Raw genomic sequence first — 22,056 nt, forward strand, 5'->3', positions numbered from 1 at the left:
ATTTAAAATTTCCCGTGTTCATTTCTTTTATACCATTATAAATTCTTCTAATAACAGAAAAGGCATCTGCATTTACTTATTTACTGTTTGTTCCTGTAACATTTGAGTGGTGACTACAGTTCTAAATCCTAAGTGTTCTAATGATGAATCAATACTAGTAGCCATTCGCGCCGAAACCCTATAACTTGCACAATAAGAGTCACTACATAAAAATGAGCCTCCTTTCATTACTTTTTCTTTGGCATAAGGATTCTGTTGGTTATAGGGAGAAATTGCTCCCGTTGGGTTTAAGGGCACCTTTTTAGCATTGGCCTGTTTCTGGTAGTGATGAGTGTTATACCAATCGCTAGTCCATTCCCATACGTTTCCTGCCATATCATACAACCCCAAACTATTGGGAGCATACGATTTTATTGGCGCACTTCCTTCAAATCCATCTTTCTGTGTATTTTCCACAGGAAACTCTCCTTCCCAGGTATTTGCATTTTCACCTAAAAGCGAGATATCATCACCCCAGAAAAAAATGGAATTTCTTTTATCTCCCTTCGCTGCCAATTCCCATTCCGCTTCAGTGGGTAATCTTCTCCCTGCCCAATCACAATAGGCAATAGCATCCTCAAAAGAAATGTGTACTACAGGATGATCGTCTTTTCCTTCAATGGAGCTTTCCGGACCATATGGGTGTTTCCAATTTGCTCCAATGGTCCACCTCCACCATTGCGAAAAATCATAAAGATTGGGTACTGAATTCTTAGTTTTTTTGAAAGTGAGTGACCCAGGTTGTAAAATACTATCATGCGGCTTGGGCGTTCCCTCTGGGAGTTGTTTTTTCATTTCCTGCCAATCAATTTCCCTCTCTGCAACAGTTACATAATCTGTTTCATTAACAAATTTTCTAAACTGCTCATTGGTCACCTCAGATATATCCATAAAAAAACCATCTACAGCAACTTTATGTGCTGGCCCTTCATGATTCATGGCCATTTTGTCTTGGGCAACAACGCCTTTACTGAAATAAGCTCCAGGAACCCAAACCATACCTTTTGGAGTTTCTACCCCTTTAGGAACCTGTATGTATGGGTCTCTCTCAATATTATTGGAATCTGATTTCTCCATCAATTTTGATTTTTCACTCCTGCTTTCTTTTACATCTTGCTCTTTGCAACTCATTTTGAAAGTGACAAAAACGATAATTGCTAACCATGATGTATACCTAATAAACTGTTTCATTTAAGGTTGGAATTTGGAGACTCAGCAGATTGTTTTGAGTTTTTTTTAAATATAAATAGAACTATTCTAATGAAGGTCTTAAAAGCAAAAAACCTGTGAAGGAAAAGATTGATCCCAATAGAAATTAAGATAATATTTGGTTGGGATCAAGTCTTATGGAATTTGTTTAATTTATTCATCATTTCAGTTTTTGTGAAACATTCAACTAAAACGAAGGTTAAATCAAGGTTTGTGCAGGTATTCTACACCCTTACACCATAAGAAATTTGAGCATATAAAAACCACAAAAAATCCAATACGGCATTGAATAGGATATCATTAAATATGGTCTCAAAGCGGCATAAAAAAACCAGTAAATCAATATTTACTGGTTTTTATACGATTAGGCTTTATTTGTTTTGCTCAAAAACCTATAAGTCGGGGTGGCAGACTTAACCACCCTTTTATATTGCACTGTTATTCAGTATTTTACTTCATTTTTTCAAAATGTGCACACCTAATTGCACACTAAAACCAAAAAAAGAACTTTGAAGATATAATTTGATCTTCTTTGATATCATAAAGATACAAATTTTATTAGCCTATTCAACTACACCGTTTATTTGTGTCATAATCGTTTTTCAACCAAGTAAAAGTATCCTCCATGCTTTTTACAATTATGGCTATCAGTTAAGTTTTTGCTCAACAGTTATTCTATTTGATTGCTTTTAGAAATGGAGGTTGGATAAAAGATAATTATTGCTAAAAACCAATTAAACTTTGGCAAATATTTTGTAATTTGCCAAAATTTAATTAAAGAATAACAAAATTGGACAACACAATAAGAGACAAAATACAATCTTATTTTAAGGGGCAAAGAACCATCCCCAAGAATAAGTTGGTAGAATGTATTTTAAAAGATTTCCCTGAACTAAAGGAAAGTTCTATTAATGTGTATTTGTCACGTTTAAAGAAGGAAGGGCTTCTAAAAAATCCCGCCAGAGGTCTTTATGCGATGAAAGGCAAAGAAGAGTTTTGTCCAATTGTTGATGTTAGGCTAAAGCGTCTATTCAATAAGATTAAGAAAGACTATCCTTTTATAGAATTCTGTATTTGGAATACAAAATGGTTGAATGAACTTATGAGACATCAGCCGTTTAAATTTTATACCATTTTAGAATTAGAAAAAGATGTGACAGAATCAGTCTTTTATAGTTTAAAAGAACAAGGGAAACAGGTCTTTTTAGATCCAGATGCCGAAACATTTGAGTTATATATCCATAATAGTGACGATGTAATTATTTTGAAGCAGCTTATATCAGAAGCACCTCTTCAAGAAGTTGAAAATATAGTAATTCCATCATTGGAAAAACTATTGGTCGATATGATTATTGATACAAAAGTATATGCAGCACAACAAGGAGAATTAGACTTTATTTATACATCGGCATTTGAAAAATTTGAAGTTAATAAAAGTAGGATGAAACGATATGCATATAGACGCAATAGAGAAAAAGAAATAGAAAATATAACTAATTTAACTTTGGCAAAAATACAAATTTTTGCCAAAACTTAATTGCTAATGATTGAAGCTATAACATACCATCCAGATTGGATTTACGAAGTCAAAACAAAGCTAGGTAGGAAATATGACCCAAAACTTATTGAGAAGGTTATATATGCTTTAGTATTTCTAGAACAGCTTAAAGTTAACGGATTAAATTTCATCTTTAAAGGAGGAACAGCGTTATTATTGGCTACGAAAGAGCCAAAAAGATTTTCAATCGATATAGATATTATAACAGAACATACTCAAAGTGAAATAGAATCTATTCTAGAAACAATAAGTAAAGAAACAATATTCACTCATTGGGAAGATGACAATAATAGAAAGCATAGTCCTGATGCCCCTATAGGACATTTTAAAATGTATTATAAAAGTAATGTTGATGGTAGTGTAGAACCCATATTGCTTGACATTTTATACACGCCAAATCCGTACCCTGAACTCATGGGACTACCTATTGCGCACGATTGGATTAAAACTACTGATGCAATTACAACAGTAAAGATGCCAACCTTTGATTCTATATTAGGAGATAAATTAACGGCTTTTGCTCCAAAAACAACAGGAATATTATATACCAAAGGAAGGCCTGTAGAAATTATTAAGCAATTATTTGATGTAGCTTTTTTAATGGATAATATTACTGATTTGGAAATGGTACGCAACAGTTACACAAAAGTGGTTAAAGAAGAGATAGCTTTCAGAAAACTAAAATTATCATCAGACAATGTTTTAGAAGATACACAAGAGGCTTGTTATGTTCTTTCAATAAGAGATATTAAATCTGAAGAGTTTAAGCATCTCCAGCTTGGAGTTAGCAACTTTACAAACTTTACACTTACCAAATTTAATATAGAAGAAGCCATAACAGCAGCTGCAAAAGTGGCTTACTTATCTGAAATTATAAAAAATACTGAAAAAACTACGATTGAAAAATTTGATAATCCATTAGAAGTCAAAGATTGGTTGATTGAGGAAGCTCAATTTAATAAGCTAAATAAACTTAAAAAAAGTAATCCAGAAGCTTTTTTTTATTGGTATAAAGCATCATTGTCTTTTGCTCCTAACGACCTTGTTTTTTCTATGAACTCTGCTATATTAAAAGATAAAAACAAAGTAAGTCCTAAAAAGAAATCTGTCGGTAGCAATACTTTTTCCAGCAAAGAAATTAAATCCTTAAATGATGCAATTTATTGGCAGAGGGCTAGGGATGGTAAGTTTTCTGATAATGATCCATTACTCTCTATTAAAGATAAATTGAATAGTAATACCAAGGTTGTTATAAGCAATTTTAGTGAAAATGAAAAATCACTAATACTTAATACCATAAATAAAAACATTAGTTATTTAAATAATTATAAATATATAGGTTTAACAGAAGAGCAAGCAATTTCAAATAAGCAGGAAATTCTAATTCCTCTCTTTAAATTAAGAGAAAAATTAAAATGATAGAATCCCATTAATTATGGACAAGAACACCAACATATGGCCTAAAGTTATTACTGTAGATAAAAGTCTTATCAAGACTTTGAGTCAATCTACATATGATAGTTTTCCAAATGCTCTAAAAGAATTAATTACTAATTCTTACGATGCCCTTGCAACAGAAGTGAAAGTGGATGTTGATTTGAAAAATGAAAGGATAACAATTAGCGATAATGGATCTGGAATGTCCGAAAGTGATTATGAATTCTATTTAAGAATAGCAGGAACCAAAAGAAATATTGAAGATTTCACAAGTGTAAAGAGAAAGAAAATTGGAAAATTTGGTGTTGGTTTTTTATCTGTATTTCCGTTTTTTGAAAACTATAAAATAGTAACGAAGAAAGCAGGAGTAGAAGAAGAAATGCATGCTAATATTCCATGCAATTTATATTTCGGAGATAATCAATTTATTAATATTGGAGACATAAAAATTGAGGGAGGAACCAGAATTAGTAATCAAGATGTTTCAGCACATTTTACTACTATAATATTAAACGGTTTCACCAATGTTGCTAGAGATTTTTTGTTTCCTAATCGTGAATCACAAATAGGTAAATACTCTATTGATAATCCGAAATATTTTAGTCCCATAAAAAAATTAGAATGGGTTTTGGCTGAAGATTTACCATTAAAATTTGAAAATCCTGTTTTCCAGAATTTGTTTGCGGATAAAAACAATAGTCTCCCTTTTTCTGTTTATTTTAATTCAAATGAATTACTGAGAAAGGTTTATGCTGATGAACGAATACTAGACCAACATACCGAAACCTATAATTCTATTGGAGAAATAAAATTCAGATATGTAATAACCACTGACGAAACCCCTATTCATCCAAACGAAGGAAGGTTTTTGAAAATAAGAAATTTAAATGTCGGAGTAGGGAATAGAGAGAATTTTATAGGAAAAGTTAAACAAGGTGGATACCCGAGGCTTCAACAATTAACAGGGGAAATACATATTTTAGATGGGATGAATAAGGATATTAAAGTCTCGAGAGACAACTTTAATTACAATCCTGATTATGAAAAATTAAAAGCTTTTTTTGCTTCAAAGATGATTCATTATTCAGCTAAATTACAAAAGGAAAGTGATGACAGAAAAGCTGAAGATGAGAAAACAATACGTTCACTAAAAAATATCAAAAAGGTTGATAGCTCACCCCTGTTAAAAGAAAAAACTGGTAAGACTGCAAGTGATGATAAATCTAACATTTCCATCACTTCTGAAAAAACTGTCATAATTAGCCCTGAAAAACAGAGTGCAGACAATATCAAAAAAAATGAAGATATAGATGTACATAAAAGTAGTATCCTAAATGTTGCGGGGCATACATTTTATGTAAAAACAGATGATTGGGATTATAATGATTCTGATTTTCCAGCGTGCAAATTAATTGATGAGAAACAACTAATAATAAATTCAAAATACCCCCTATTTAGAGGAGTCAAACATACCGATGTATTTATAAAGATGCATTTGTTTCTATTATTGAATTATAAAGATGGCCTAATTAATAATGCCAGCTACTCCTCTATGGCTAAACAAATTTTAGAATTTTACAAAGAATATTATAAAACTAATTAAATGAAAATTAAAGAAGTAAATATCAAAAACTTTAAGAGTTTCAAAGAGCTTAATTTTAATCCAGATCATTCTTTTGGAGTGGTAAATATGATATATGGCTATAATAATAGTGGCAAATCAAATCTTATGAAATTTTTGCATCTATTATTTAAAAAGAAATATGGTGGAGAAATTGTGATTTTGACTGAAGATGATGGTACTGAAAAAAGGGTTAATAGGTTTGAAGACAATACCCAAAATTTTTGGGAAGGGCAATTAGTTGATTCCCCATTTTTCTTCACTAATAATGATGTATCGAAGAATGTTTGGTTTTCTGTAAAAATTGAAGAAGTAAGAGACTCATTGCCTGATATTCCTGAATTATTAGCACTTTATGATGATAATAACTCATTTACTATTGAAGGTGAATTTGAATATAAGGACTATGGTGTGTCCAATGTAAATTTGTTGAAGTGTTTTCTAAATGGCATTGAAATTTTCGCTAATGGAGCATATTTTGATAGTACAGCAGCTCTAAAAGGAAATAGTCTTGTTTTTAATCAGTTATTATCAACTTTTAACAATTCAGTATTACTAATTGATAGTGACAGGTATTTTAGCAATGAGTCTGACAAATCTAAAAAAAGGGAGCTAACTCCGAAAAATTTCAAAAATTGGTTGTATCAACTTTATCTTGACCCTGCTTCTTATGAGCAATACATGGATTTGCTTTCTAATTTAGAAAGTTTTAAACCTAAGGCGGCAGGAAGTAAACCATTATTAACAAAAAATTTAAATAATTATCCATTAAACGATATTGATTTAGGGTTTTCCAAAAGCAAAGATATTTTAACAATTATGCTAAACAAAAACGGAAGATATCCTATTGAAAACTACGGCACGGGTGTACAACAACTAATGTATATTCTTGCGAAGTTTATTAGCACAAATCCAAAAGTACTTTTGATTGAAGAATTAGAACTCAATTTGTCACCTGAGTATCAAAAAGAAATTTTGAATTATTTCAAAAGCCTTACTAAAAACACTTCATATAATTTAGAACAGATAATATTTACCTCCCATAGTTCTTATATGGCAAAAAATGATAAGGTTGATAGATTTTATGCAGTAGCAATTAATGATAATGGGAGTTCAAAAACTGCTCTTATTCCGAGAAATTATGCTCAAACATATTTTGATGACCCCTATGCACAAGATACAATTCCACTAACTTAATGACAAATAAATTACATAATCATAAATCAGGGTCTTATGAAGGCATATACTCTTTACATAAATATTGGTCGAAAAAGCCTCCAAATATTATTAAGAACTTAATTGAGAAAAATTCAAAAGAAGGTGATTTAATAATTGACCCCTTTCTTGGGTCAGGAATATCAGTAATCGAGAGTGTTGTTTGCAATAGAAGAGCTATAGGTGTGGATATAAACCCTGCGTCAGTTTTTATTACACGTCAATTGCTTTCTCTAATAAATATTGAATTACTCAATGTAGAATATAAAAGAATTGAGGATTTTGCAAAACCAATAATTAACGAGCTATATGAAATTAAACGTAATAATACTTCTCATATAGCTTCGCATTTTATATGGAAAGACAAAGTTTTAGATGAAGTTTGGTTTAAAAATGGTAAGCCAAAATATGAAAAAACCAAGGCGCAAAAGGATGATATAATAAAAGCGAAGTCCTTTACCTATGAAGGAATAAAGCAAAGGTTTCCAAAAAATAAAATGTTTGAGAATTCTAGAATTAACGTCAAGAAAAATGACAAGGTTCACCAACTTTTTACTCCTAGAAATCTTTATGCTTTATCAATTTTATTTAATGAAATTGAACAGGTTAAAGATGATAAAGTACGGGATATATTAAAGTTTTGTTTTACGTCTTCTATGGGGCAAGCAAGTAAAATGGTTTTTGTTATAAATAAAAAGATTGATAAGAATAACGGAGAAAAAACTAAGCTTAAAAATAAATCTGTAGGAAGTTGGGTTATTGGCTATTGGCAACCCAAAGAACATTTTGAAATTAATGTATGGAATTGCTTTGAAAGAAAGTATGAAAAAATACTAAAGGCAAAATCTAACCAGCTTCAAGACTTCCCTTTTACCGAAGAGTCCAATTCATTTTCGAACTTATTAAATAAAAAATCTGGTTTCCATTTATCCAATCAGCCTGCTCAAAAATTTTTGATTAATATTCAAGACAACTCTGTTGATTATATCATTACAGACCCTCCTCATGGGGATAGAATTCCATATTTAGAATTAAGTCAATTATGGAACAGTTGGTTAGGAAATAAAGTTAATTTTGAGGATGAATTAATCGTAAGTGGCTCTAAAGAAAGACAAAAGGATCAGGCTAGTTATAATAATTTATTAAACGATACTTTTCGTGAAATATATAGGATTTTAAAACCTGGTAAAAAGTTCACATTAATGTTTAATAGTTTAGATGATGAAACTTGGATTAATATTATTAACTCTTTGAATGAAATAGGGTTTAAACTTAAAAATATAGAAACATTAAGCTATTCTGCAAATTCAGTTGTGCAAGATAATAGAGAAATAGGTTTAAAAACTGATTTTGTTTTGACATATGAAAAAGCCACTACTCCTCTAAACAATATCTATTTACTTAATGGAGTAAAAGGTGAAGCTACTCTCGGCAAATTAATTGGAAATGTAAAGGAGAAAAAAGAGGGCATTGAAAAATATGAGATATTAAACGAACTTTTTTTTAAACTTTTAAAGAAAAACCAATTTTTTAAATTAAGTCAGGCGATTAAGCTTATCAATAACTTAAATTAGTTTTTAATAGAATATGGCTAGCCATATTCTATTAAAAACTAATTTCACTTATTAGATTGTTCTCTAAAGTTTTTGGAAAAAATAATACGACGATTGTCTTTAAGTTTCTAAAAATTCTAACAAAAGACTCTATAATAATCCACAAATAGAATGATTAATAATTTTCAGAAAAATCACCAATGTCATAGACTCTCATCTTTTCAGATTTCTTTTAAACTTATCAAGCTCTCCTTCAGTAAGCCCTAACTTAAAATAAGGTTTCCCAAAACTGCTTTTTACAAGTTTGACGTTGTCCAATACATAACTAAAGTCCTTTTTTAGAAAATCCATTTTATCTTCTAATCGGTCATAGCTAATTCTGGGAACGGTAGTCTCTTCAATCCACTCTTCTTCTGGTTTTCCATTGGGAAATTTCTTTTCTATAAAATCAAAATCATCCTCAAAATCACTATCGTTTTCCTGATGTTCAAATAAGGATTGTAACATCGCCATGGTTGGTAAGGTTTGGCTCTTTTCTATATCCTTTATAATGGCAATCGATGCATTGGTTCGTTTTCGGTTCTTTATGATTTCCTCTACCATACTCTTTCCAAAACGGTCAGATGGCAAAAAACCATGCCACTCGAAAAAGTCCATGACCATATCCAATGTTTTGGAATAGTTACCACTAACTTTCCTTGAAAACTTTTTGAACCTTAATAGGGTCTTCTTTTTTATCCGTACCGTTTTAAAATCATCCATTTGGGTTATGTTTTATAGTCTATATTGTGACAATATTTTTTAATGTTTATGGGGTTTTTCAAAGGTTTTGTGACAATTTGTTTTATCGTCTCAAAGCTTATAAAAACCCAAACCATCTATAAACAGGGGCTTTACGGAGTAAATGGAAAACGTAGCGCTGCGCCAGCACGCTACCCTCTTGCTTCTCCATTTTTCCCGCTGGTCAAAATTCCGAGCCACCTGACTAAAAAGTCAGATGCCTTTTTTAGGAACTTACATTCCTTCCTATATTACATATTGATGTGTATGGTTCATCTGGAAAGTCAAATCAAAAAAAGTAGATAACCGTACTTAAAAAAATGCTGTATTCAGCTTTATAAATATAGTGTATTCACCATCGAAAGAAAAACGTTGTCTGCCCCCATTTGATGTGTTTTGGCACTAAAAAATATGGTTCTGGAAAAAACTGAAAATTAAAAAATATAATGATGATGGAATGCTTGTTGGACTGGAAACAACTCGACCTTGGGAAGGGTTGTTCCATTTCAACAATGCCAGGGCAACCTAAGTACCCTTATTTTACCACACAGTAGCTCATACCGACCCTACGATCGGTATTATATATCTTTGTTTGCTGCTGTTCCATATATATTTGAACTGTTGTACCTGTACACGCCACATAGTTTATAATTGGTGTATGCTGCTTGTCCCCGCCCTATTCTTGTGTTCGTGCTTGTTTTCCCGCAATCCGTATCGGGAACTTCAATATCACCTCATGGTTGCCCCTTCTATAATTGCTTACCGGTGTCAGGGAAGCGTCATGGGCATAGCCTATCCGCACACTGTTTTTCTTTTTTTTAAAACGCCCTCGGCCCATCGAATAAAGGGTTTGATCGTTCGTTCCCAAAATTATTCTTGTCCAAGTGTCCGGAACAGGGACGGGCCGCTATCGGACATGGACATATTAAACCCAATTTTTTTTATTATTGCTATGGGGAAGCAGGGAACGATCAATAATTGACATAGATCATCCTTGCTTCGTGGCCCAGTCCCGGTTCGTTGTAGTCTATCACACATACGTAGGAGCCAACGGGCACCAGTCCGCGTTTATCGGTGCCATCCCAACCATCGCCCGGTCCACCATAATGGGAACTGAACAGAAGGCGTTGGCTCAGGTCATATATCATCAACACGTTGTTCCCATATTGTTCAAGACCTTCGATCACCAAGGTATCGCCAATGCCATCGCCGTTGGGGGAAAACCCTCTCTTGAAATCCACAAGGGGCCTAGGCTCAGGTTCAGGGGTGCAATTTCCGCTCGCCTCCACGGTCACCGTGGCGGTCGCCGTTGCCGTTTCACTACCTTGTGTGGCCGTAAGCACAACGGTTGCCATACCCACATCGTCACAGGTAAAAACATCCCTGTCCAGACTCAATGAAATGGTGCTGATGTTGTTACAACCGCTCCCGGAACCATTGTCGATCTGGCCAGGGCCGATGGTGGCCGTTCCATCGGCATCCAGTTGAACGGTAATATCCTTGGCAACGGCCACAAGGCTGTTGACAGTACTTTCCACGGTCACCACAGCGGTCGAGATATCCGTTTGATCTCCAGAGGTAGCGGTAAGGGTGACCGTTACAGTGGTGCCCACATCACTGCAATAAAAGGTATCGATGTCCAGGCCCAGTTCCGGGGTGCCGCCACAGCCATAAGCGGAACCATTGTCCACATCCCCTGGCAGGATGGTCGCCTGCCCGCTGGCATCGAGCTGAACGGTGATATCCTTTGCATTGGCCACCAGGTCGGGATTCTCCTCCACGGTTACCAAGGCGGTGGCCGTAGCACTTTCCGTACCTTGGGTCGCGGTCAGGGTGACCGTTACAGGAGTGCCCACATTGCCACAATCAAAGGTATCCATATCCAAGCTCAGTTCCGGGGCGTTGCCACAGCCATAAGCGGAACCATTGTCCACATCCCCTGGCAAGATGGTGACCTGCCCGTTGGTATCCAGCTGAACGGTGATATCCCTTGCGGCCGCTACAAGTAGGTCGGGATCCTCTACTACGGTCACCGTGGCCGTTGCCGCCAAATTGGCCATATCCGTTGCATTTGCAGGGACATCGATCCGGACGGTACCGTTACAGGATGTTGGGGCGATCTCTACGGTATATGTGGAACCGCTGCCCGTAAAATGGTCTGCCGTGGCATTGACCAGATCAATGTCGTCCACAGTAAAACCTGTCACATCCATATCAAACCGAATGGTGACCGTAAAGGACGATAGATTGATCGTTTCCGCCGGCGAGTCTATTGAAACCTCGATCTTTTCCGATATGGACCTGAAGCCGCCCCACCCGTTATCCTCATAAGCTTGTCTCTTGCCCGTGGGCACCACAAGGTCGATTTGGTGGCGGTTCGCATTGGCAAAGGCAGTTGCATCGAGTACCGGTGGATCATTGGCCTCTACCGTCACCAACGCAAGGCCCGGGTTGTTATGAAAGGCGAAGCCATCTATACGTTCCACACCGCCCGGTAGGGTAACCGCTGTCAATTGGTTGTCACTAAATGCCCCTTCCCCGATACTGGTGACACTGGATGGAATCCCAACATCGGTCAGTCCCTTGTTCTGAAGGGCTCCTTTTCCGATGGCGGCCACCGTGTAGGCGTACTCGCCATCATCCGCCGTTTCGGGGATGGTGACGGCCGTGTCCGTACCGGTATAGCCCACCACCATTACCTCGGTTCGGGAGGTAATTCCGTATATGATGTTATCAACGGTAAAGATCCCGTAGCTGATGGACCTGAACCCGTGCCACCCATTGTCCAGATACTCCTGTTTCCTGCCCATGGGCACCACAAGGTCTATTTGGCCGCGGTCCGCATTGGAAAAGGCAAGCTCATGGAGGGATGGGGGATCGTCGGCCTCCACCGTCACCAGGCGAAGGTCCGGGTTCCCCTGAAAAGCATACAGATCTATGGTCCTTACATTGCCCGGTATGGTCACCCTTTCCAAATCGTTCTCAAAAAATGCCTGTTCCCCGATATATTCCACATTGCCCGGTAGGGTCACCTCTTCTAAACCGGTTTGGGCAAAGGTCCACTTCTCGATTCTGGTGATACCGTTCGGTATGGCCACCTCGGTAAAGTCGTTATGTCCAAATGCCCGTTGCCCAAGGCTGGTCACACTTTCCGGAATCTCGACACCGGTCAATCGGTTTTGCCAAAAAGCATCTTGCCCGATCGATGTCACACCATCGGGGATGTCGACCTCGGTCAATTGGTTCTGTGCAAAAGCAGAATTCCCGATTGATCTCACGCCATCGGGTATGATAACCTTAGTCAATTCCCTTCCTAGAAAAAAATCATTATTAAAAGCTGAGTCCCCAACAGCGGTGACCAAATACATATTGTCTTCTAAGAATGAGTGGTATGTGACTTCTGAGGGAATTTCCACTTCACCTGCCGGACCACTATATCGCAAGAGCTTTACTTTATTGGGAGATATCGATGTGATTTCCCAAAGGAAGTGATGAGCGAAATGTTCCCGCCCTATGAAGGAAGAGATGGATTTGAAACCCGTCCACCCTGCATCCATATAAACTTGCTCCTTACCTTCGGGCACTATCAGGTCTATGATTTCGGTACGGTATGGATACTCAAAGGCATCTGCATCGAGCGTAGGTGGATCGTCGAGCTCCACTCTTACCCGTTTAAGGTCCGGCACATTATAAAAGGCCTGGAACCCAATACTCTTTATTTTGCTCGTGCTCGGTATGATGACATCTACCAGATTTCGCGTACGAATGGCATTATCGGCTATAGCGGTCACGGGGTAGGGGCTCCCGTCAATATCCACCGTTGGGGGAATAGTCAATGTAGATGGGATCTCAGAAACAACATCCATTAACGTTGCCTCGGGTTGAGCGGTAGTAATTCCGTATCTAACACCATCAACGACAGTGGTTCCCATGGTGACGGTATTGATCCCTATGTCCTTCGTCCACCCTGCATCTCTATAAGCTTGTATAGCACCAAAGGAGCCTACCAAAAGATTTATGTTGCCATTGCCACTACTTTGAAAGGCAGTTGGATCAACCGTTGTTGGTGGATTACGTTCGGCCCTTACCTGGGTAAGGTTCCCGTTTATATAAAAGGCCTGGTACCCAATAGATTCCACAGTGGCCGGTATAAACAATTCTTCTAACTTGTTTTGGGCAAAGACCCACTTCTCAATTTTGGTGATACTTTCCGGAATGACAATACTGGTCAATTGGTTTATATCAAAAGCACCTTCCTCGATACTGGTCACATTGCTCGGAGGGGTGAAGGTTACCTCGGTCAATCCCTTTTGCCTAAAAGCTCTTTTACCAATAACGGTCACCTGGTAATCGTTGCCTTGGTCGCTGACCGTTTGGGGGATGGTCACGGCTGTGGCGGTGCCAGTATAGCCCATCACCCTTACTTCAGTAGGAGAGGTAGGGACAATTCCGTATGTGATGCCATCAACGGTAAAGGCGTGAGAGGTAATAAATCCGAAATCTTTCCAATAATCTGCGTCCTTGTAAGCTTGTACTTTATTGGGTGGCACTACAAGGTTTATATTGCCACGCCCCTGAAAGCTATACTGACCGATCACAGGTGGATCGAGAGCCTCCACCGTCACCTGGAAAAGGGGGTTGTTCCAAAAAGTACCATGCCCAATATGGGTCACGCTTTCCGGAATGGTCAGATGGGTCAATCGGTTGCCACTAAAAGCTTCTCCCCAGATTCTGGTCACATTGCTCGGAGGGGTGAAGGCCACCTCGGTCAATTGCTTTTCTTTAAAAGCATTATTCGCAATAAAGGTCACCTGGTAATCGGTGCCTTGATAGCTGACTGTTCGGGGGATGGTCACTTCTGTTCCGGAATTGGCATCATAGCCCACGATATCAACTTGGGCTGGAGTGGTAGAGGCAATCTCGTATTTGATGCCATCAACGTCAAATTGGTCCCCTACACTTCGGCCATAGGTGGTAAGGCTCGCCAATGCCATAAAGATGACGGACATTATTAATTGTAATTTTTTTTTCATTTTGATAGTTTTTGACTTAATGAATATTAATTACAAGCAAAAAATGACCATACAAGGGAAATATCCAATATTTAGTGTCGAACCCTATTAAAAAAGGGACATAACTGAGTGTTTCTGGGATTTTGAAAATCCAGAAATCCCATTTGATGGTCTGTTCGTCCTCAGTTTTAAACGATATGGGCACATTTTATCGTCCCCTCCCGTACCGAAACCTACCTTTGTCGCCGACAAAGGCTATCCAACAGAAAGTATTCCCAATCGAGTGATGGCATGGGGCCAGATTGACCATTGGTCTTCATAAGGGTAAAGCGTTTTTTTTTTGGCTTTTGAGTATATTAATGGCAACGGCGGGGATCGGAAACAACGATTCCCCTCGTTTTTTGTGGGAGAAGGGCTCAACAATTGCTTAAACTTTTGTTTCTCTTTTCCTCAAATCGTTCCAACAAGTTGTTTATATCCTCGCTTATCTTGCTCTCGACCACTCTGGCATATATCTGGGTAGTGGACAGCTTGGTATGTCCCAATAGCTTGGACACCGTTTCTATGGGCACGCCATTGGACAGCATTACCGTTGTGGCAAAGGTATGTCTGGCAACATGAAACGAAATGTCCTTATGGATACCGCAGGACTTCATTATTTCTTTTAAGTAAGTATTTACTTTTTGGTTGGAGCTTATGGGCAACAGATTGTTTGTGACACCCATATCTTGGGCTGCTCTATATTTTTCAAGTATTGACCATGCCTTGGGCAATATGGGCACTTTTACTGGTTCATCCGTTTTCTCTCGTTTGGTATAAATCCAATTATTGTTATCTATGCCCTTAACAATATTATCTTCTGTAAGCTCCTTTACATCTACATACGATAGTCCCGTATAGCATGAAAAAACAAAGCAATCTTTTATCCGCTGTAAGCAGTCACTTTTAAAATCCGTGTTCTCCAATAGTTCCAGTTCCCTTTCCGTTAAAAATGCCCTATCGTATTTATCGTATTTTAATTGGAAGCGGTCAAACGGGTTTTTATGCATCCATTCCAGTTTAATGGCTAGGTTTATCATTTTCTTGAAACGTTCCAAATGCTTCATTACCCCATTGTTTCCCATAGATAGTTGTTTCTTGGAATCCTTGTAATCACGTAGGTAATGTTCAAAATCTGTGATAAATCTATAATTTACCTGTTTCAGGTACATGTCTTTTACTTTTCTTTTTTTGTCCAAAAATCGGTGCAAGTACTTTTCCGTGGTATAATAGTTTTTCATGGTTCCTGCTTTCAAAACACGCACCATATTGCCATTATGGTAGCTTATTAGTTCCTGTAGGGTCTTACTGCTATCATCTTCTCCTAAATATCTGGTTTTTATCGCATCCGAGGATATGATTTTATCTTCCCCTAACAGCTCTTTGTGACATTGGAGCAGTTTGGTATATACTTGGTCTAGATAGGCGTTCAGAATCCTTATCTTTTCCGTATTGCCCTTTCCTTTGGTTTTGGTACTGTCCCATTGGGCTACATGGACATTTCTTTTTAAACTGATTTCAGCACGCTTGCCCGCTACGGTAATGCGTACATAGATGGATAATTGTTTGGGATTACTTCTTGACTTTCTGGTGAAGAAAATAAGGGTGAAGGTGCTTTTTGATTTCATTCTTAATGACTTTGATTCAACAATAATTTGTAAGGACGAAAGTCAAATCATGCCTCAAAGCTCCATAAAGTTAATACAATTCCAGTGAAACATTGCACACCTAATTGCACACCTTTTTATTGGTTTTAATTGATATTATTTGATATCAAAAAAAATGAACAAAAACAAAAAACACTGATAATCATACGATTAACAGTGTTTTGATATTACCTATTACTAGGTTCGTCGGGGTGGCAGGATTCGAACCTGCGACCTCCGCGTCCCAAACGCGGCGCGATAACCGGGCTACGCTACACCCCGAATTGTGATTATCCTTGTAATTAAAAGAAAATTGCGGAGAGAATGGGACTCGAACCCATGCGACACTTACGCGTCGACAGATTAGCAATCTGCTCCGTTACCACTCCGGCACCTCTCCAATAATCTTACCTGTGTATGAACCTACGCAAAACGCGGATGCAAAAATACCCTTTCATTTGTAACATCGCAACTATTTTTCGATTTTTTTAAACCGTAATTATTTAGTAAATAAATTACTCAGGGTACTCCACTCTTAAATGGTAAATATTGGTTAGTTTTTGTTTTAAAACTTTCTTTACCATTTCTATTTCTTTAAGGGTAATATTGGCGTTTAAAAACTGATTGGCCTGCATTTGCCCTTTTACAATTTTCTCCACAAATTCATCAATAATGATGTAAGTTGGGTTCTTTAAACTTTTTGAGGCCGCTTCAACAGAATCTGCTATCATTAAAATTGCAGTCTCTTTGGAAAATGGAATAGGACCTGGATATCTAAAATCTTTTTCGTCTACTTCTTGTTCCAATTCCTGTTGTTTTTTAAAAAAGTAAAAAACCAAGGTTGTACCGTGATGCGTTCTTATAAAATCTATTATCCTATCCGGAAGGTTATTTTTTCTTGCTATTTCAATTCCATGTATCACATGATCAATAATAATCTTTGCGCTTTCCTTAGGCGGCAAATCATCATGCGGATTCACGCTTGTTATTTGATTTTCAATAAAAAAACTTGGTTTACCCATCTTTCCAATATCATGATACAAGGCCCCTACCCTAACCAACATGGCATTAGCCCCAATTTCGTTGGCAGCAGCTTCTGCAAGATTGGCTACTTGAAGAGAGTGATGAAATGTACCCGGGGCTTTATCCGATAATTCCTTCAATAACTTGGAATTGGTATCTGAAAGCTCCAATAGAGAAACATCTGATATTAAACCAAATATTTTTTCATACATATAAATAAGAGGTTGAGCAAAAAGCGTTAAAAGTCCATTTAAGATGAAAACCCCAAACAGTATCCATTCAATATTTTCAAGATTACCCTCATGGATTGCATGAAACGCAAAATACCCAATAATATATATCAACGTAATCTGCCCTACCGAGATAAATAGATTGGCACGTTTATAGAGTTCTGATGCGGTTAAAATGGTTACGATACCTGCAATAATCTGTAAAAAGATATATTCAAAACTATTGGGAACCACAAACCCAAGTATAAGAACGGTTAGCACGTGAACAAACAATCCCAATCTAGCGTCAAAAAAGTTTTTAAGAATCAAAGGGAGAATGCAAAGAGGCACCACATAGACATAGCTCTCATTATTCTTCACCATTAGTGTGGTTGCAAAAACCATTAGCAAAACGTTCACAAAAATGAATGTGACCTTATTGTTATTCTGGAATATTTCGGTCCGATACCTTTTTAAGAAAAGGAACAACATAATCAACACTAAGGCTACCAAAATAGTATACCCCAAAAGGATGAAATAATAATTATCTCCTCGCCATAATTCGGATTCATATTCTTCCTTCAAAGAATTTAGAATCTTAAAATTTTCTGCCTCTACTACTTCACCTTTAGCAATGATTAATCTTCCTTCTGAAACTTCACCTCTTGTAAAAGAAATTTTAGATAATTCTTCTTCCAATGCCCTTTCAGTAAGCGCTTCATCAAAAAAGACATTTGTTTCTATTACTCTAACTATCAATGTTTCCAAAACTTCCTTAGCTGGAGTTCTTTTAGTGGATAAAATTGATGAAACTCTTTTCTTGGACTCAGGTAAATCCTTAAAGCTATTGGAACCTAGCGGGCGGGCCTCATTATTCTTAACAAGTAGAATAGAACTGGAAGTTGGCAAATCTTGAAATACACCTACGCCATAAATACTATCTAATACTTCCAGTCCAGCATTCTGTATAATTCTTTGTTGTGGGCTTGGGTAGGCACTTTGTGCAAAAAACCCTTCTAAATCGGTTTGTAGTGCCTTTTTTGCTGCAACAGGTACATCACCATCAAAAGTGTAGTAATCTGTTTTGTTATCACGGAGTGAACGTTGCTCATCAGCTATCTCTACTTCAGTCTTCTTTATAGAGAAATCAATAGGGGCATATAGGTTTTCATACTGCCAGGGTTTCCCCTTTTGAAATTCATATTTGAACTTACCTCCCTTTGGAAAAAAGAATACAATAAGTGCTACAGAAACTAAATACAGAAAATACTTGTAGGCAAGTGATTGATGCTTGTAAACATTATCCAAAGTTTTTCCCATTCTGTGTACTGTTAGCATCAAAAATAGAAAATATAAATAAGAAGTAGTGCTCCTCTTACAGACTAGAGCTTTGCATTTAAATTTAGTATTTTCGCATCAGTAAAAATGCATACATGAATAAAGTAGTTATTGTTTCAGCAGTTAGAACTCCAATTGGAAGTTTTATGGGTTCATTGTCAAGTGTTCCCGCACCTAAATTGGGCTCTATTGCCATAAAAGGAGCATTGGAAAAGATTAATTTAAAACCAGAGCAAGTAGAGGAGGTTTTAATGGGCAACGTTGTACAAGCAGGAACCGGTCAGGCTCCCGCAAGACAAGCCGCTATATATGCAGGAATCCCAAATACGGTTCCTTGCACTACAATCAATAAGGTATGTGCTTCTGGCATGAAAGCCATAATGCAAGCAGCACAATCCATTGCTTTAGGAGAAAATTCTATCGTAGTGGCCGGAGGTATGGAAAACATGAGCCTTATCCCCCATTATGCTTATATGAGAAATGGGCTGAAATTTGGACCTGCAACTTTTGTGGATGGTATGCAAAAGGATGGGTTAGTTGATGCTTATGATCAAAATGCCATGGGAGTTTGTGCTGACGCATGTGCCGCAGAGCACAACTTTAGTAGGGAAGAACAGGACGCATATGCAATTCAATCTTATAACAGGTCTGCCGAAGCTTGGAAAGCTGGCAAATTTGCCAATGAAGTTGTTCCTGTTGAAGTTCCCCAACGTAGAGGAGAGCCAATCATTGTTAGCGAAGATGAGGAATATGCTAATGTAAAAATGGAGAAAATCCCTGCGTTAAGACCTGCTTTTTCCAAAGACGGTACCGTTACTGCTGCCAATGCTTCGACCATCAATGATGGTGCAGCCGCCGTAGTGCTCATGAGCGCAGATAAAGCTTCTGAATTGAACCTTACTCCTTTAGCAACAATAAAGGGGTATGCTGATGCAGCACATGAACCTGAATGGTTTACCACTGCTCCAGCAAAGGCCTTGCCCAAAGCTTTGGATAGAGCCGGAGTCCTTATAGAAGATATAGATTTTTTTGAGCTCAATGAAGCCTTTTCTATTGTTGGTCTTGCCAATATGAAGCTTTTGGGTTTACAAGATTCTAATGTAAACGTAAATGGTGGAGCTGTTTCATTAGGGCATCCTTTGGGTTGCTCAGGAGCACGAATTACGATTACCTTGCTTAACGTACTTGAGCAGAACAATGCAAAACTTGGCGCTGCGGCTATTTGTAATGGCGGAGGTGGTGCTTCTGCAATTGTTTTAGAAAGAAATTAATTTATTCAAGCTCATTAAATAGATGCAATACGGAATTTGCCATCTAAGTATTGTTCCCATTAGAACACTCCCTGATGATAGCAGCGAAATGGTCTCTCAATTATTGTATGGGGAACATTTTAAAGTTTTGGAGCATAGAAAAAAATGGAGTAGAATTAGAGTTGCATACGACCATTGTGAAGGTTGGGTTTCCAACAATCAAATTACTTTGATACCCGAAGATGAGTTTGACATACTAAACTCAAGTGGAAATCAAAGATTTTCATCAGATATTATCTCTCATGTATGTACCAAAGATGAAATGCTGATGCCTATTCTACTCGGGTCTATGGTTTCTAAAACGGAAGCTTTACAGCACATTTTTGAAGGGAATTACATAGAAGGAGCAAACCAGAAATCAAGTTTGATAGATATTGCTTTGTTATACTTGAAAGCACCCTACCAAAGCGGTGGAAAGACTCCGTTTGGCGTGGATTGTTCTGGATTTACTCAAATGGTCTATAAAATAAATGGACATGCACTAAAAAGAGGTGCCGAACAACAATCCAAACAAGGTGAAGCTTTAAGTTTTATTGAAGAAAGTGAAGCAGGAGATTTAGCTTTTTTTGATAATAATGAAGGAATTATTGATCATGTTGGGATTATTTTGAAGGACAACTATATCATCCATGCCCATGGGCATGTGCGCATTGACCGTATTGATCATACGGGTATTTTTAACACGCAAAAAAAGCAATATACCCATAAGCTCAGGGTTATTAAAAAAGTGATATAAAAAAAGCCCCGATTATCGGAGCTTTTTTATTTATCAGTACAAGGGAAAATTATTCTCCCAGTAGCTTTTTAATTCTCATAAAGTTTTCAGTATCACCCAAAGCACCATATATGTTCTTTAGTTGAGCCAAAACACTTTGATTGTCTGGATTTGTTTTTAACGCATCCTCCAAGATTTTTCCACCTTCCAAAAACAAATCATCTTTTTGCTTTTTCAATTCATCATATCTTGCAATATCTGATCTTGAGCTGCCAAGAGTGTTCATTTCATCAATAAGGCCGTTACCTTCGTTTACATAAGTTGTTGAAAGGTTCAATAGGGCATTAATGTAACCAGGATCAATCGCCAAAGTCTTTTTATATGCTTCTCTGGCCTCTTCCAAGTTACCTTGCTCCATATTTATAACGCCAATATTATAAAGCAAATCTGCATTATCAGGAGCCATGTCAGAAGCTTCGGCCATCAAAACCTTGAATTTATCCTTATCACCCATGGCATAGTATAAATTAGCTTCACCTAAAACCAAGTTAACATCATTTGGATCTACTGCTCTTGCCTCTGCATATGCTGCTAGGGCTTTGTCATTATCTCCCAATTGTTGGTTTATTAAGGCAATGTTTTTTACAATTTCAGCCTTTTTTGAAGGAGATTTTTCTTCTTTTGGATCCTTATGGGTTCCAGCTTTAACATAAAGGTCCCTGGTATTCTTGTCCATGGTCTCAACTTCTCCGGTTTCAATATTTACCGCAGTGAAAGTAACATCACTACCATCATAGCCAACTTCCTTCAGCTCATCATAATATTCCAATGACTTCTCGTAGTTTTGACCATTTACCGCACTACTGGCAGCATAGTATAAATAGAGTGTGTCTGTTGGACTCAATTTATATGCCTGGTACAGTTTTTCAGCGGCTTCTCCAAATTTCTTGTCGTTATTGTCCGCAACGGCAGCATTTACTAAATCTGCTGTTATTTGGGCCAAACTCTGTCTAGCCACTGTAGTGTATTTTTCTTTACCAGCTGCTTCCTCAATAGTAATGACTTTGTTAAAAGCATCAATTGCGGGTTGAAAAGCTGTTGCATCTCCTTTCTTGGCCAAATCAGAATAAGTATTACCCTTAACAGCGTAATATTGTGCTTGTACTTTGGCATCAGCAGCATCAATTAAAGATGCAGCTCCATCCAGAGCGGTCTTAGCACTTTCGGAATCTCCTACTTTAAGTGCTTTTTCTGCTGCCTTGATTTCATTTTTTTGGGAAAAGCCCATCGTAGAAATCCCTATGGCTAGTAGTATTAAAACTTTAGTCTTCATTTTAAATGTAATTATAATT

General features: G+C 37.3%; 13 protein-coding genes and 2 tRNA genes. 7 read left to right on the plus strand and 8 right to left on the minus strand.

The window, feature by feature from the left end:
• Positions 1 to 72: 72 nt before the first annotated feature.
• Positions 73 to 1,230 carry a formylglycine-generating enzyme family protein gene (locus tag SJY44_RS13930; RefSeq protein WP_396590201.1) on the minus strand — a complete coding sequence of 386 codons (1,158 nt, stop codon included), beginning with the start codon at positions 1,228 to 1,230 and terminating at the stop codon, positions 73 to 75.
• Positions 1,231 to 2,038: 808 nt separating this feature from the next.
• On the opposite strand from SJY44_RS13930, the gene SJY44_RS13935 reads away from it, so the two are divergent.
• Genes SJY44_RS13935 through SJY44_RS13955 form a run of 5 tightly spaced genes read left to right on the plus strand, consistent with a single transcriptional unit; the run spans position 2,039 to position 8,653 of the window.
• A complete protein-coding gene (locus SJY44_RS13935; RefSeq protein WP_396590202.1) occupies positions 2,039 to 2,785 on the plus strand; it encodes a DUF6577 family protein in 747 nt (248 codons plus the stop codon).
• A 6-nt stretch (positions 2,786 to 2,791) separates the two neighbouring features.
• A complete protein-coding gene (locus tag SJY44_RS13940) occupies positions 2,792 to 4,225 on the plus strand; it encodes a nucleotidyl transferase AbiEii/AbiGii toxin family protein (protein ID WP_396590203.1) in 1,434 nt (477 codons plus the stop codon).
• 16 nt (positions 4,226 to 4,241) lie between these two features.
• Positions 4,242 to 5,846 carry an ATP-binding protein gene (locus tag SJY44_RS13945; protein WP_396590204.1) on the plus strand — a complete coding sequence of 535 codons (1,605 nt, stop codon included), beginning with the start codon at positions 4,242 to 4,244 and terminating at the stop codon, positions 5,844 to 5,846.
• Positions 5,847 to 7,061, plus strand: coding sequence for an AAA family ATPase (locus SJY44_RS13950; RefSeq protein ID WP_396590205.1), 1,215 nt, complete (start codon positions 5,847 to 5,849; stop codon positions 7,059 to 7,061).
• Positions 7,061 to 8,653 (plus strand): DNA methyltransferase, encoded by a 1,593-nt coding sequence (locus SJY44_RS13955; RefSeq protein WP_396590206.1) that lies wholly within the window; start codon positions 7,061 to 7,063, stop codon positions 8,651 to 8,653. The genes SJY44_RS13950 and SJY44_RS13955 overlap by 1 nt, the downstream gene beginning before the upstream one ends.
• A 192-nt stretch (positions 8,654 to 8,845) precedes the next feature.
• On the opposite strand, the gene SJY44_RS13960 is transcribed toward SJY44_RS13955, so the two are convergent.
• The 6 genes from SJY44_RS13960 to SJY44_RS13985 form a co-directional block, all read right to left on the minus strand.
• Positions 8,846 to 9,394 (minus strand): BfmA/BtgA family mobilization protein, encoded by a 549-nt coding sequence (locus SJY44_RS13960; RefSeq protein WP_396590207.1) that lies wholly within the window; start codon positions 9,392 to 9,394, stop codon positions 8,846 to 8,848.
• A 989-nt stretch (positions 9,395 to 10,383) separates the two neighbouring features.
• Positions 10,384 to 14,445, minus strand: a complete 4,062-nt coding sequence (locus SJY44_RS13965; RefSeq protein ID WP_396590208.1) for a leucine-rich repeat protein — start codon at positions 14,443 to 14,445, stop codon at positions 10,384 to 10,386.
• 395 nt (positions 14,446 to 14,840) lie between these two features.
• Positions 14,841 to 16,091, minus strand: a complete 1,251-nt coding sequence (locus tag SJY44_RS13970) for a site-specific integrase (protein WP_396590209.1) — start codon at positions 16,089 to 16,091, stop codon at positions 14,841 to 14,843.
• Positions 16,092 to 16,316: 225 nt separating this feature from the next.
• A tRNA-Pro gene (locus tag SJY44_RS13975) sits at positions 16,317 to 16,391 on the minus strand.
• A 34-nt stretch (positions 16,392 to 16,425) separates the two neighbouring features.
• Positions 16,426 to 16,509, minus strand: a tRNA-Ser gene (locus SJY44_RS13980).
• Positions 16,510 to 16,624: 115 nt separating this feature from the next.
• Complete coding sequence (locus tag SJY44_RS13985) at positions 16,625 to 18,661, minus strand: HD family phosphohydrolase (protein ID WP_396590210.1); 2,037 nt, start codon at positions 18,659 to 18,661, stop codon at positions 16,625 to 16,627.
• A gap of 113 nt (positions 18,662 to 18,774) precedes the next feature.
• On the opposite strand from SJY44_RS13985, the gene SJY44_RS13990 reads away from it, so the two are divergent.
• The gene (locus tag SJY44_RS13990) at positions 18,775 to 19,950 is read left to right on the plus strand and encodes an acetyl-CoA C-acyltransferase (RefSeq protein WP_396590211.1); all 1,176 of its coding nucleotides are present in this window, start codon (positions 18,775 to 18,777) and stop codon (positions 19,948 to 19,950) included.
• Positions 19,951 to 19,972: 22 nt separating this feature from the next.
• Positions 19,973 to 20,725, plus strand: coding sequence for an NlpC/P60 family protein (locus SJY44_RS13995; protein WP_396590212.1), 753 nt, complete (start codon positions 19,973 to 19,975; stop codon positions 20,723 to 20,725).
• 49 nt (positions 20,726 to 20,774) lie between these two features.
• Here SJY44_RS13995 and SJY44_RS14000 read toward each other — a convergent pair whose 3' ends face one another.
• Entirely contained in the window at positions 20,775 to 22,037 is a 1,263-nt protein-coding gene (locus SJY44_RS14000; RefSeq protein WP_298927521.1) for a tetratricopeptide repeat protein, read from the minus strand.
• Between the last annotated feature and the right edge of the window lie 19 nt (positions 22,038 to 22,056).

This window comes from Allomuricauda sp. R78024 (assembly GCF_044596045.1).
Classification (GTDB): domain Bacteria; phylum Bacteroidota; class Bacteroidia; order Flavobacteriales; family Flavobacteriaceae; genus Flagellimonas.